Source organism: Spirillospora albida (assembly GCF_000718255.1).
Lineage (GTDB): Bacteria > Actinomycetota > Actinomycetes > Streptosporangiales > Streptosporangiaceae > Spirillospora > Spirillospora albida.
The window spans coordinates 106,769-119,897 of record NZ_JOFJ01000014.1 but is presented as its reverse complement, the minus strand read 5'-3'; the positions used below and the strand labels follow the sequence as shown (position 1 = coordinate 119,897).

Sequence of the window (13,129 nt, the reverse complement as noted above, 5' to 3'; positions counted from 1 at the left end):
CTGCTCGGGCCTGACGGCCCTCCCAGCGCGGGCCTCCACCCCCGGCCTGAAGGCCGGAGCACTGGCCCGCATCCCGGTAGCGGCCGTCAGCGCGGGGCTTCGGCGGCCCGCACGCCGCCGAAGCCCTCGTACCAGTAGAGGAACCCGTCCGCGACGGCGACGTTGTGCGGCTGGTTCCCCTGCCCGTCGATCCGCTGCAGCTCCCTGCCCGTCGCGAGGTCGAAGGACACCACGTCCTGCAGGTTCGCGAGGTGCACCGCGCCCGACGCGGCGACGGGCCGCTGGAAGATGCCCGGCAGCCCGCCCTTGCGCCACCGCTCCCTCCCGGACGCGGCGTCCAGCGCGACGAGCGTCTCGTTCACGTAGCTGACGGCGGTCCCTTCCGCCACGACCGGCAGCATCCAGAACGCGTTGCGGTCGTCGCCCGGCGGGAAGGTGTGCTGCCAGCGCTTCTTCCCGTCCGCCGCGCCGAACACCTCCAGCACCCGGGTCGAATGGGCGGTGTAGACGGCGTCGCCCGCGACCGCCACCGCCGAGTTCGGCAGCGTGGAGGCCGCGTCGGCGGCCGCGCTCTTCCACTTCGGGGCGCCCGTCGCCGCGTCGAGCGCATGGGTGACGCCCTCGTCGACGAGGTACAGCAGGCCGCCGGCCGCCACCGGAACCGGCGCGGCCGAGGAGCTCAGGCCGCCCGGCCGGAGGGCGCGGCGCCATTTCGCCTGCCCGGTCGCCGCCTCGATCCCGAAGACGTCGCCGCGCGACGTGACGGCGTACACCATCGGCCCGGCCACGGCCGCGGCCACCGAGAACGCGCTCTCCAGCCGGAACGTCCACCGCTGCCGGCCCGATACCGCGTCGTGGCCGCGGAGCTGCATTTCCGGGCGGCGCACCGTGGCGACGACGACTCCGCCGCCGGCGACCGGTCCGGTGTCGGTGCCGAACGTGTCGGTGTCGGCGCGCCAGAGCCGCCGCCCGTCCGCCCGGTTCAGCGCGAGGATCTCGTCGCGGCCGTACGTGTAGAGGATGTTCCCGGCGGAGACCGCGCCGAGGATCGTCCCGGCGCGCGGGGCCTTCACCCCGTCCGCCGTCCAGCGCGGCTTCCCGGTGCGCCGGTCGATCGCGATGAGGACGTCGTCGCCGATCCCGGCGGTCACGAGCAGCAGATCGCCGAGGACGAGGGGCCCGCCGGTCGGGTTGTCCTGCTCCGGGGTGAACGTCCAGGTGCCCTCGGCGGGGCCGACGGCGCGCAGGACCGAGCGCACGGCCGCGACGGCCGTGCCGCCGGTGAGCAGCACCGCGCCGGTCGCCGCCGCGCCGACCAGCAGCCGCCGCCGCGCCGGCGACGGCACCGCCCGCTTCGCGGGCTCCTGCGTGGGCGGCGGAACGGGCACGGGCCGGGTGATGTCGGTCGCCACCGGAGGTGGCAGCCAGTCCACCCCGTGCGGCGGTGCGGGGGCGAGCGCGGCGAGGCGCTCCAGCAGCGCGTCCGGGGCGGGCCGCCGCTCCGGGTCCTTCTCCAGGCAGCCGGCGATGAGGGCGCGCAGTTCCGGGTCGGTGACGCCGTCCAGGCGCGGCGGCTCGTGGAGCACCCGGTACACGAGCTCGTGGACGGCGCCGTCCCCGAACGGCCCCTCGCCGGTGGCCGCGAAGACGAGCACGGCGCCGAGGGAGAACACGTCCCCGGCGGGACCGGTGGTGCCGCCCGCGGCCTGCTCGGGCGGCAGGTAGCCGGGGGAGCCGATGGCGGTGCCGGTGCGGGTCACGGTGGCGGCGTCCGCGGCGCGGGCGATGCCGAAGTCGATGACGCGGGCGCCGTCGGGGGTGAGGAGCACGTTGGACGGCTTGAGGTCGCGGTGCACGACGCCCGCCCGGTGGATGCCGGTGAGCGCCTCGGCCAGCCCGGCGCCGAGGGCGCGCACCGACGGCGGCGGGAGCGGGCCGTGCGCGGCGACCGCCTCGGTCAGCGAGCGTCCGGGCAGGTAGGCGGTGACGAGCCAGGGGCGGTGCGCGTCGGCGTCGGCGTCGATGAGCGGTGCGGTGAACGCGCCGCCGACCGCGCGCGCCGCCGCGACCTCGCGGGCGAACCGGGCCCGGAACCCCGGGTCGCCGGCCAGCTCGGGGTGGACGACCTTGACCGCGACGGACCGCCCGGCGGGGCTGCGGGCGAGGAACACCCGGCCCATGCCGCCCGAGCCGAGCCGGGCCGTGATCCGGTGGCCGCCGATCTCTCGTGGGTCGCCCGGACGCAGTGCCTCCATGCCGGAACCCTCACCGTCCCTTCACCGCGTAGGCGACGATCGTGCCGTCCTCGTAGGCCAGGTGGTACCGGCCGTGCGCCGCGACGTCGTCGCGGACGTCCCCGCCGACCGTGGTCCGCCACAGCGGGCGCCCGGTCGCGGCGTCCAGCCCGAGCGCGGAGTCGCCGGCGGTGAAGCACAGTACCCCGTCGCTCACCGATCCCCGGCCGACGTCGTCCCCGCCGGTCGGGTACCGCCAGCGGACCCGGCCGGTCGCCGCGTCCAGCGCCACCATGGTGCCGCTGCCGTCCGCGACGAACGCGGCGCCGCCGCTCACGTGCGCCGTGCCGACGCCGGTGCCGCCGACGAACCGCCAGCGCTCCCTGCCGGTCGCGGCGTCCAGCGCGAGAAGGTCCCCGACGCCGTTCGAGCACAGCACGAGCCCGCCCGCGACCACGGGCCCGCGCGCCCCCTCCCCGCCGGTCGGCTGCTGCTCCATCGCCCGCCGCCACCTCGTCCTGCCGCTCCTGAGGTCGAGCGCGTGGAGGGCGTCGAGGGAGTTGACGAACACGGCCGGCCCCGCGATGACCGGCACGGCGCCGAGGACGTTGCCGAGCGACCTGCGCCAGCGCTCCGCCCCGGTGCGGGCGTCCAGGGCGTGGCAGTCCTTCGAGCAGGCGACGACCAGGCCGCCGCCGACGGCCGGGTCCCGGGCGTCCGCCGCGACCGGCGACCGCCACCGCACCCGGCCGCTGTCCGCGTCGAACGCGAACAGCGGGCCGTTCGCGTCCGGCCAGCCCGCGTACAGGACGCCGCCCGCGGGGACGGGCGTCCGCCAGCTCGCCGCGCCCTCCCCCCGGTCGCCCGTCCGGTACCGCCACCGCTCCCGGCCGGTGCGGGGGTCGAGGGCGAACAGCCGCCCCTGGTCCGCGCTGACGTACAGCAGCCGGTCGCCGGCGGCGAGGCCGCCGTAGGGGTCGAAGCCGATGTCGCGCTTCCACAGCTGCCGCGCCTGCGGAGGCGGCGCCGCGGGCGTCGATGCCGCGGCGGGGCTCGGCGTCACGGAGGGGGCCGTCTCGGGCTCGCCCTCCTCGCCGCGCAGCAGCGCGACGGCGGTGCCGGTGCCCGCCAGCGCCGCGACGCCGCCCGCCGCGAGCCCGGCCGCCAGGAACCGCCGCCGTCCGGGCAGGGCGCGCTCGGCCCGGACGATGCGCTCCGCGACGGGCTCGGGCAGCCAGGCCGTCCCGTGCAGGACGTCGGCGTCCGGCGCGCGGGCGGCGAACCGGGACACCAGCCGGTGCGGCGGGGGCCGCCGCGCCGGGTCCTTGTCCAGGCAGAGCGCGATGAGGTCCCGCAGTTCCGGGTCGGGGACGGCGTCCAGCCGCGGTGCGTCGTGGACGGCGCGGTAGATCAGCACCTCGGCGGCGCCGCGCCCGAACGGGCCGGTGCCGGTCGCCGCGAACGCGAGCACGCAGCCGAGCGCGAAGACGTCCCCGGCCGGGCCGGTCGCGCCTCCGGTCGCCTGCTCGGGCGGCAGGTAGCCGGGGGAGCCGACCAGCGACCCGGCCCGCGTCACGACGGCGGCGCCCGCCGCGTGCGCGATGCCGAAGTCGATGAGGCGCGGGCCGTCCGGGGCGAGCATGACGTTGGCGGGCTTCAGGTCGCGGTGCACGACCCCCGCGCGGTGCACCGACACCAGCGCCTCCGCGAGGCCGGCGCCGAGCCCGAACACCGCCTGGACGGGGAGCGGCCCGTGCTCGGCCACGGCGTCCTGGAGCGACATCCCGGGCAGGTAGGCGGTGGCCAGCCACGGGTCGGCGGCGCCGGGGTCGGCGTCGACGACCGGTGCGGTGAACGCGCCGCTCACCGCGCGCGCCGCCGTCACCTCCCGGGCGAACCGGGCGCGGAACCCCGGATCGCCCGAACGCTCCGGGTGGATGACCTTGATCGCCACCGGTGTCCCGGCCGCCGACCGGCCGAGGTACACCGTTCCCATGCCGCCCGCGCCGAGCCGCCCGACGATCCGGTATCCGCCGATCCGCCGGGGGTCCTCCGCCAGCAGCGGCCCCATCGCTCTCCCTCCGTCCCCGGGTGGCCGGAGGACAGAAGGCATCATGCCGTGTCCGGTCCGGCAGGGGCGACATGTCCGGGTGAACGAACCGTCCGTCGTGATGTCCTCTCCGGCGGGCCGACCGTTTCGCTTCTCGCCGGGAAAGGCATCCTGCCCGGACATCTCCGTTTTGCCGGAAAGGTAGTTAAAAGCTGTACGGAAGTGCCACACTGCCGTGGTGCCTGCCGGCAACGGGTTCGTGGTGGAGGGGACAGTGGCCGTGGGTGGTCCGGCGCCGGGTTCGACGGTGCGCAGGCTCGTGCTCGGCGCGCAGCTGCGCCGGCTGCGCGAGGCGTGCAACATGACCCGGCACGACGCGGGCTACGCGATCCGCTCCTCCGAATCCAAGATCAGCCGGCTGGAGCTCGGCCGCGTCGGTTTCAAGGAACGCGACGTCGCCGATCTGCTCACCCTTTACGGGGTGTCCGACGAGCGCACCCGAGAAACGATGCTTGGGTGGGCGCGGGAGAGCAATGTCCCCGGCTGGTGGCACCGTTTCAACGACCTCCTCCCGCACTGGTTCCAGACCTATCTCGGGCTGGAGGACGCGGCGGCCCGCATCCGCACGTACGAGATCCAGTTCGTGCCCGGACTGCTCCAGACGCCCGACTACGCGCGCGCCGTGTTCGAGGTCGGCCGCCCCGACGCGGACCCCGACGAGATCGAGCGCCGCGTCGGGGTGCGGCTCGGTCGTCAGCGCCGGCTGTGGGGCGGCGACCCGCTGCGGCTCTGGACCGTCATCGACGAGACGGCGCTGCGCCGCACCGTCGGCGGCGCGGAGGTGATGCGGGAGCAGTTCGACCACCTCCTCGCCCTGTCCCTGCTGCCGAACGTCACGATCCAGGTCATGCCGCTGGCCCACGGCGGGCACGCCGCCGAGGGCGGCGCGTTCTCCATCCTGCGGTTCCCCGACCCAGAGGTCCCGGACGCGGTCTACCTCGAGAACCTCGTCGGAGCCGTCTACCTCGAGAAGCTCGACGACCTCGACCGCTACCTCCACGTCATGGAGCAGCTGTCGGTGAAGAGCGCGTCACCGGAGGGCACCCGGGAGCTCCTCCTCCGGCTGCGCCGCTCGCCCGAGGACGCCGGGGAGCCGGGCTCGCCGCTGCGGGTGACGGGCCGCCGGCTGCGGCCCGCCGACACCGCGCGGCGCGGCGGCGATGCGCGGGCGGTCGTCCGGACCCCCTTCGGCCTGCGGATGCTCATGGCGGACGCGCTGGGCGCCGGGCCGTCGGCCGACCACGCGGCCGCCGCCGTCCTGGCCGCCTTCCGCGCCGCGGCCCCCTGCGAGGCCGACCTCGCGGCCCTCGCGCGGCACCTCCACGCCGCTCTCGCCCCCGGGGACGACGCCGTCCGCGCGCTCCTCCTCTCGGCCCGCGAGGACGGCGAGCACCTCGACATGGTGGGCTGCGGCCACCCGCCTCCGCTCCTGGCGCGGGACGGGTACGTGTCCCGGCCGGACGCCGTCCCCGTCCATCCGCCGCTCGGCCTGCTCCAGCACGCCGCCGGCGGCCTCGCCCCGGCCACCGTTCCCTGCCGTCCTGGCGACCGGGTGTTCGTCCACTCCAACGGCGTCTCCGAGGCCCGCGACGGCGACGGCGTCCCCTACCCGTTCGAGGAGCGGCTCGCGGCGAACACCGCCGAGGACACCGACACCATGCTGGACGCCGTCATGGCGGGCCTGCTCGCGCATGCCGGCGGCCGCCTCACCGACGGGGCCGAACTGCTCGCGATCTCGCGCGCCGCGGACTGACCCCGCTTCACGTCCCGCCGTCGAGGCCGTTGCGCAGCGCGAAGATCACCGCCGCGGCGCGGTCGCGCAGGCCGAGCTTGGTGAAGATGGCGCCCACGTGCGCCTTCACGGTGCCCTCGGCGATGGCGAGGCGGAGCGCGATCTCGGGGTTGGTGGCGCCCTCGCCGATCAGGGCCAGCACCTCGCGCTCGCGGGGGGACAGCGACGCCGGCGCGGACGGCGGGCCCGCGCGGGCGATCCCCGTCCGGTAGACGGCGAGGACCTGCGGGGTCACGGCGGGGTCGAGCCATCCCTCGCCCGCCGCGACGGCGCGGCACGCCTGGATGATCTCCTCGCAGGGGGCGTCCTTCAGGACGAACCCGGCGGCGCCCGCCGCGAGCGCCGCCGAGACGATCTCGGCGTCGTCGAACATCGTCAGGACGAGCACGGGCGGCGCGCCCGGCTCGGCCCGTCCCGTTCCGGGACGAGGCGCTCCGCTGGCTCGACGACGGCCCGCGACGGGATGACCCGGCCGCATGACTCAGCCGGACGGCTCCGGGGGGAGGTGGACGCCGACGATGCACGTGTCGTCGTCGGTGTCGGCGTTGCTGTGGGTCAGCAGGTGGTCCAGGCGGGCCTCCAGGTCCCCGGAGGGCTCGACCGCCGTGCGCAGCAGCCGCGCGAGCGCGTCCTCGATGGAGCCGTCGCGGCGCTCGATGAGCCCGTCGGTGAACATGAGCAGGACGTCGCCGGGCTCCAGGACGATCGAGCCCTCCTCGTACTCGCCCTCGTCCAGAGCCCCGAGCAGCGTCCCCGGCACCAGCGGCAGCGCGACCGCCTCGCCCCGCCGCACCAGCACCGGCGCGAGGTGCCCCGCCCGCGCCCACCGCAGCGTCCGGGTCGCCGGGTCGTAGAGCCCGCACAGCGCGGTGGCCGTCACGTGGTCGGTGAGGTGGTTCGCGACGAGGTTCAGCCAGCCGAGCAGCTGGGCCGGCCCCGCCCCGGTGGTGGCGAGCCCGCGCAGCGCGTTGCGCAGCACCACCATGCCGGTCGCCGCGTCGATGCCGTGCCCCGCGACGTCGCCCACCCCGAGCAGCACCCGCCCGGACGGCAGCGGAACCGCGTCGTACCAGTCGCCGCCGACCAGGTGCTCGTGCTCGGCGGGCCGGTACCGCACTGCCACCCGCAGCCCCCCCGCGGCGATCGGCCCCCGCGACGGCGGCATGATCGCGCGCTGCAGCTGCAGCGTGAGCCGGTTGCGCTCGGCGGCCCGCTGCTCGGAGTGCGCGAGCTGGTCGCGGGTCGCGGAGAGCGCGACCTCCGTCCAGTGCTGAGCGGAGATGTCCTGGTACGCGCCGCGGACCGCGAGCAGGTGCCCGGCCGCGTCCACCTCCGGCTCCGCGACGATCCTCAGGTGCCGGACGATCCCGTCGGGACGGCACAGGCGGAACGCGGTCGAGGCGGGGCGGCGGTGGTGCAGCACCGCGCGCAGGAACCTGCCGAGCTCCGCCTCGTCGTCGGGATGCGCGCGGGCCGGCAGCGCGGTGAGCGGCGGCGGCGGGGTTCCGGGCGCGAGCCCGTGCAGCTCGAACAGCTGGTCGTTCCAGGCGATCTCGCCGGTGGCGAGGTTCTCCTCGAACCCGCCGATGCGGCCGAGCCGCTGCGCGTGCTGCAGCAGGTTCGCCAGCCGGGCCCCCTCGTCCTTGAACCGGTAGACGACGACGACGGCGTCGCCGTGCCGGCTGATGCCGATGTCGGCGGTCGTCGACAGCGGCACCGCGTCCACGAGCGTCCGGAGCGGGACGCCGAGCGCGCGGAACGGCTCCCCGGTGGCGTGCACCCGCTCGATCTTCTCCAGCAGCCCGCCGTCGTCGGCGGCGAGGGGGTACGCCTCCAGCAGCAGCGCCCCGACGATCTCGCCGCGGGGGCGGCCCGCGAAGTCCACGAACCCGCCGTTGACGTGGTGGATGCGGAAGTCGACGAGCCGCCCCAGCGCGTCCAGCCGGGGCAGCAGCACCAGCGCCGGGGTCAGCAGCCCGTCGACGAGGTCGATCAGCTCCCGGTGCCGGCCCGGCCCGGCCGCCGCCCCGGTCGCACCCGCCCCGGTCGCACCCGTCCCGGCCGTCTCGTCGGCGGGCCAGTCGTCCAGGGTGCGGGCGACCAGCTCCGCGAGCGCCTCCACCTGCCGCTCGATCTGCGCGGTGCGCGGCTCGGGCGCGCCCGGCCAGCAGATCTCCAGCACCCCGACGATGCGGCCGCCCGTCCCGGCGGGCACCGTCACCCGCCCGCCGCCGGGCAGCTCGTACCGGCCGATGGACGGCAGCCCCGACCGGTCGAGCGACTCGTACCAGATCGACCTTCGCTCGGCCAGCGCCGCCCGCGCCGGGGTCGCGACGCCCGGCGGCACGTACCGCCAGCGCGCCGCCTCCTCGGCGGCGAAGCCCGCGGCGCCCGCGAGGGTGAGGGACGCGTCGGTCCCGGCGGCCCAGACCGCGACCGCGACCGCGCCGAGCGGCTCCAGGGCGTGGCCGAGCACCGACTCGGCGGCGGCCTGCGCGTCCGGTGCGGCGAGCGCGCCGCTCTCCGCGGTCCGCAGCCGCGCCGCGACCGCCGAGGACCCGTTCCCGCCGGCCCCGCCCGCGTCCGGGCCGGTCGCGCCGTTGCGCGCCGTCTGCCGCAGGAACGCCTCCGTGGCCGCGGTGACCCGGTCCCGCGCCGCCTGATTGATGATCTCGGCGGCGAGCTCGAGCGGGGCGAGCCCGGCCTCGGCGGCGAGCGCGTCCAGATGGCGGGCGGCCTCCACCGGCCCGCAGCCCAGCCGCGCGACGAGGACGCCCTTGGCGAGCTCGAGCACGCCCCGCCCGTCCGCGGCGGCCTGCGCCTCCCGGACCTGTCGCTGGAGCCGCTCGACGGTCACCGCCAGGCGGGTGATGCCGTTCGCGGGCGCCGGTGCGGCGGCCGGGAACGCGGGGTCGTCCGGCGCCATGTCAGTGGCCGGGCTCGAGGCAGCGGCGGATGCAGGCGATCATGTCGTCGGCGTCGAGCGGCTTGGTGATGTAGTCGTTCGCGCCGGACGCGAGGCTCTTCTCCTGGTCGCCGGGCATCGCCTTCGCCGTCACCATGATGATCGGCAGGTCGGTGTGCGCGGGCATCGCCCGGATCGCGGCGGTCGCGGCGTAGCCGTCCATCTCCGGCATCATCACGTCCATAAGGATGACATCGATCTCGGGGTGGGCCGCGAGCGCCTCGATGCCCTTGCGCCCGTTGTCGGCGTGCAGCACCCGGACCCCGTGCAGCTCCAGGATGCCGGTGAGCGCGAACACGTTGCGGGAGTCGTCGTCCACGATCAGGGCGGTGCGCCCGGCCAGCGACGTGTCGATGTCGGGCGTGGGCTGCTCGCCCGTGCCGCCGTCCCGGACCAGCGGCGGGACGTCGCCGGGCTGCTCTGCCGCGAGGTACAGGGTGATGCGCTCGCGCAGCTCGTCCAGGCTCTGCAGCAGTTCCAGCGGCTGCCGCCGGGCGAACTCCTGGAGCCGCCGCTCCTGCTCGCCGTCCAGCCGGCGCCCGTTGTGCGCGAGGACGGGGAAGCCGCGCAGGGCCGGGTCGCCGTCCATGGCCGCCAGCAGCGTCAGCGCGGCGCCGTCCGCCATGTCGAGCTGCAGGACGACGCAGTGGCAGGGCTCGGCGGCCAGCGCGGCGGCGGCCTCCTCGGCCCCGACCGCGCTGATGATCTGGACGCCGCCGTCCGGAGGCGCGTGCCCGCCGGCGCCGACGGCGCTCTCCGCCACCAGCGACAGCAGCCCGCCCTGCCGTTCCTCGATCACCAGCAGCCGGCGCGGGCGCGGCGCCGCGCCCGGCCCGGCGCCGGGGTCCGCGGCGCCGTCCACGCGCGGCGGCCCGGCGTACGCGGCCGGGACGGCGCGCTCCTCCCGGTCCGCGACGCCGCCCTGGACCTCGATGGCCTCCTGGCCGCCGGGCCGGCCCTGGAAGTCGGGCCGGGCGACGGGCAGGAAGAACGTGAACGTGCTGCCGCGGCCGGGCGCGCTGTCCGCGATGATCACCCCGCCCAGCAGGTACGCGAGCTCCCGGCTGATCGACAGGCCGAGCCCGGTGCCGCCGTACTTGCGGCTGGAGGTGCCGTCGGCCTGCTGGAACGCCCCGAAGATCGATTCGAGCTGGTGCTCCGGGATGCCGATACCGGTGTCGATCACCCGCAGCGCCAGCGCCCGGCCGTGCGCCCGCATCGCGGCGGGCAGCTCCGCCGCGTCGGCGGGCTCGATCCGCAGCTCGACCCCGCCGGCGTCGGTGAACTTGACCGCGTTCGACAGCAGGTTCCGCAGCACCTGCCGCAGCCGCGACCCGTCGGTCAGGACCTGGTCGGGAACGCCGGGCGCGATGGTGACCCGGAAGTCCAGGCTCTTCTGCGTGGTCAGCGGCCGGAACGTCGCCTCGACGTACTCGACCAGGTGCCGCAGCGGGACCTGCTCGGGGGTGAGGTTCATCTTGCCGGCCTCGACCTTGGACAGGTCGAGGATGTCGTTGATGAGCTGCAGCAGGTCCGACCCGGCGGAGTGGATGATGCCCGCGTACTCGACCTGCTTGGGGGTGAGGTTGCGGGTCGGGTTCTGCGCCAGCAGCTGCGCGAGGATCAGCAGCGAGTTCAGCGGCGTCCGAAGCTCGTGGCTCATGTTGGCGAGGAACTCGCTCTTGTACTTGGACGCCAGCGCCAGCTGCTGCGCCCGCGCCTCCAGCTCCTGCCGGGCCTGCTCGATCTCCAGGTTCTTGGTCTCGATGTCGCGGTTCTGGGTGACGAGCAGAGCGGCCTTCTCCTCCAGCTCGGCGTTGGAGCTCTGCAGCTCGTCCTGCCGGGCCTGCAGCTCCTCCGAGCGGGCCTGCAGCTCGCCCGCGAGCCGCTGCGACTCGGCGAGCAGCTCGTCGGTGCGGGCGTTGGCGATGATGGTGTTGACGTTGACGCCGAGGTTCTCCCGCAGCTGCTCCAGCAGGTCCCGCTGGACGGGGCCGAGCGTGCCGAGCGACGCCAGCTCGATCACGCCGAGGACCTGGTCCTCCACCACGACCGGCAGGACGATCACGCTGGCGGGGTCGCTCGAGCCGAGCCCGGACGAGATGGTCAGGTACCCGGCGGGCACCTCCTCCACCACGATCGTCTGCCGGCTGCGCGCGGCCTGCCCGACCAGCGACCGCCCCGCCCGGAACCGCGTGGGGCGCGCCGGGACGGACGGGTCGCCGTCCTCCGGGTAGCCGTAGGACCCGATGAGGTGCAGCTCCCCGCTCTCCTCCGCGAGGTAGAACGCGCCGTACTGGGCCGACACCAGCGGGGTCAGCTCGTCCATGATCAGCTCGGCGACCACGGCCAGATCGCGGTGGCCCTGCATGAGCCCGGAGATCCGCGCCAGGTTGGTCTTCAGCCAGTCCTGCTCCTGGTTGGCGCGGGTCGTCTCGCGGAGCGACTGCACCATCAGGTTGATGTTGTCCTTGAGCTCGGCGACCTCGCCGGACGCGTCCACCGTGATCGACCGGGTCAGGTCGCCGGAGGTCACGGCGCTCGTCACCTCGGCGATCGCGCGGACCTGCCGGGTCAGGTTCCCGGCCAGTTCGTTGACGTTCTCCGTCAGCCGCTTCCAGGTGCCCGACACGCCCTCGACCTCGGCCTGCCCGCCGAGCCGGCCCTCGCTGCCGACCTCGCGGGCGACGCGGGTGACCTCGGCGGCGAACGCCGACAGCTGGTCGACCATCGTGTTGATCGTGGTCTTCAGCGCGAGGATCTCGCCGCGCGCGTCCACGTCGATCTTCTTCGTCAGGTCGCCCTCGGCGACCGCCGTGGTGACCTGGGCGATGTTGCGGACCTGGTTGGTCAGGTTGTTCGCCATCGAGTTGACGTTGTCGGTGAGGTCCTTCCACGTCCCGGCGACGTTGGGGACCTGCGCCTGCCCGCCGAGCTGCCCCTCGGTGCCGACCTCGCGGGCGACGCGGGTGACCTCCCCGGCGAACGCGGACAGCGTGTCGACCATCGTGTTGATGGTCTGCGCCAGCGCCGCGACCTCGCCCTTCGCCTCGACCGTGATCTTCTGGGACAGGTCGCCGCGCGCGACGGCGGTGGCGACCTGCGCGATCGACCGGACCTGGCCGGTCAGGTTGGACGCCATCACGTTGACGTTGTCGGTGAGGTCCTTCCAGGTGCCGCTGACGCCCCGGACGGTCGCCTGCCCGCCGAGGTTGCCCTCGGTGCCCACCTCGCGGGCGACGCGGGTGACCTCGTCGGCGAACGACGACAGCTGGTCGACCATCGTGTTGATCGTGGTCTTCAGCTCCAGGATCTCGCCCCGCGCGTCCACCGTGATCTTCTGGGACAGGTCGCCGCGCGCGACGGCGGTGGCGACCTGCGCGATCGACCGGACCTGGCCGGTCAGGTTCCCGGCCATGAAGTTCACCGAGTCGGTGAGGTCGCGCCAGGTGCCCGACACGCCCTTCACGTCCGCCTGCCCGCCGAGCCGGCCCTCGCTGCCGACCTCGCGGGCGACGCGGGTGACCTCGTCGGCGAACGACGACAGCTGGTCGACCATCGTGTTGACGGTGTTCTTCAGCTCCAGGATCTCGCCCCGCGCCGTCACGGTGATCTTCTGGGACAGGTCGCCGCGCGCGACGGCGGTGGCGACCTGCGCGATGTCGCGGACCTGGGTCGTCAGGTTGCCCGCCATCGCGTTCACCGAGTCGGTCAGGTCGGCCCACGTGCCGGAGACCCCCGGCACCCGCGCCTGCCCGCCGAGCTGCCCCTCGGTGCCGACCTCGCGGGCGACGCGGGTGACCTCCGAGGTGAACAGCGCGAGCTGGTCGACCATGCCGTTGAACACCGCGGCGATCTCACCGAGGAGCCCGTCGGCGTCGTCGCCCGGCAGCCGCGTGCCGAAGTCGCCGTCGCGCACGGCGGTCAGCCCGGCCAGCAGCCGCCGCAGCTCCACCTCCGCGACCTCGCCGTTCGCCCGCGCGACGGACGTACCCGGGGTGTCACTCATCACGGATCCCTGGTCTCCT

The 13,129-nt window shown here is 75.5% G+C and carries 6 protein-coding genes and 1 pseudogene; 2 read left to right on the top strand and 5 right to left on the bottom strand.

Going from position 1 to position 13,129, the window contains the following annotated elements; genetic code table 11:
• Positions 1 to 86: 86 nt before the first annotated feature.
• Together IE99_RS31970 and IE99_RS0118845 are read right to left on the bottom strand one after the other, a co-directional pair.
• Positions 87 to 2,255 (bottom strand): serine/threonine-protein kinase, encoded by a 2,169-nt coding sequence (locus tag IE99_RS31970; RefSeq protein WP_051712736.1) that lies wholly within the window; start codon positions 2,253 to 2,255, stop codon positions 87 to 89.
• 10 nt (positions 2,256 to 2,265) lie between these two features.
• Positions 2,266 to 4,305: an outer membrane protein assembly factor BamB family protein gene (locus IE99_RS0118845; protein WP_051712734.1), complete on the bottom strand. Its 2,040-nt coding sequence runs from the start codon at positions 4,303 to 4,305 to the stop codon at positions 2,266 to 2,268.
• Between the two features lie 298 nt (positions 4,306 to 4,603).
• Between IE99_RS0118845 and IE99_RS33680 the strand changes: the two are divergent.
• Together IE99_RS33680 and IE99_RS33675 are read left to right on the top strand one after the other, a co-directional pair.
• Positions 4,604 to 5,416, top strand: a pseudogene (locus IE99_RS33680) (helix-turn-helix domain-containing protein); the annotation flags it as partial.
• Between the two features lie 126 nt (positions 5,417 to 5,542).
• Complete coding sequence (locus tag IE99_RS33675) at positions 5,543 to 6,097, top strand: PP2C family protein-serine/threonine phosphatase (RefSeq protein WP_281176559.1); 555 nt, start codon at positions 5,543 to 5,545, stop codon at positions 6,095 to 6,097.
• 7 nt (positions 6,098 to 6,104) lie between these two features.
• Here IE99_RS33675 and IE99_RS0118835 read toward each other — a convergent pair whose 3' ends face one another.
• From IE99_RS0118835 to IE99_RS0118825, 3 genes are all read right to left on the bottom strand, one after another.
• A complete protein-coding gene (locus tag IE99_RS0118835) occupies positions 6,105 to 6,524 on the bottom strand; it encodes a response regulator transcription factor (protein ID WP_051712732.1) in 420 nt (139 codons plus the stop codon).
• Between the two features lie 93 nt (positions 6,525 to 6,617).
• Positions 6,618 to 9,062, bottom strand: a complete 2,445-nt coding sequence (locus IE99_RS0118830; RefSeq protein ID WP_030172184.1) for a SpoIIE family protein phosphatase — start codon at positions 9,060 to 9,062, stop codon at positions 6,618 to 6,620.
• Position 9,063: 1 nt separating this feature from the next.
• On the bottom strand, positions 9,064 to 13,110 hold the full coding sequence (locus IE99_RS0118825; RefSeq protein WP_037559691.1) for a HAMP domain-containing protein: 4,047 nt from the start codon (positions 13,108 to 13,110) through the stop codon (positions 9,064 to 9,066).
• Positions 13,111 to 13,129 lie beyond the last annotated feature (19 nt).

What these genes read in the sequence shown, in the direction of transcription:
- IE99_RS31970 (WP_051712736.1), bottom strand. Translation starts at nt 2,255, where the DNA reads ATGGAGGCACTGCGTCCGGGCGACCCACGAGAGATCGGCGGCCACCGG.
- IE99_RS0118845 (WP_051712734.1), bottom strand. Translation starts at nt 4,305, where the DNA reads ATGGGGCCGCTGCTGGCGGAGGACCCCCGGCGGATCGGCGGATACCGG.
- IE99_RS33675 (WP_281176559.1), top strand. Translation starts at nt 5,543, where the DNA reads ATGCTCATGGCGGACGCGCTGGGCGCCGGGCCGTCGGCCGACCACGCG.
- IE99_RS0118830 (WP_030172184.1), bottom strand. Translation starts at nt 9,062, where the DNA reads ATGGCGCCGGACGACCCCGCGTTCCCGGCCGCCGCACCGGCGCCCGCG.
- IE99_RS0118825 (WP_037559691.1), bottom strand. Translation starts at nt 13,110, where the DNA reads ATGAGTGACACCCCGGGTACGTCCGTCGCGCGGGCGAACGGCGAGGTC.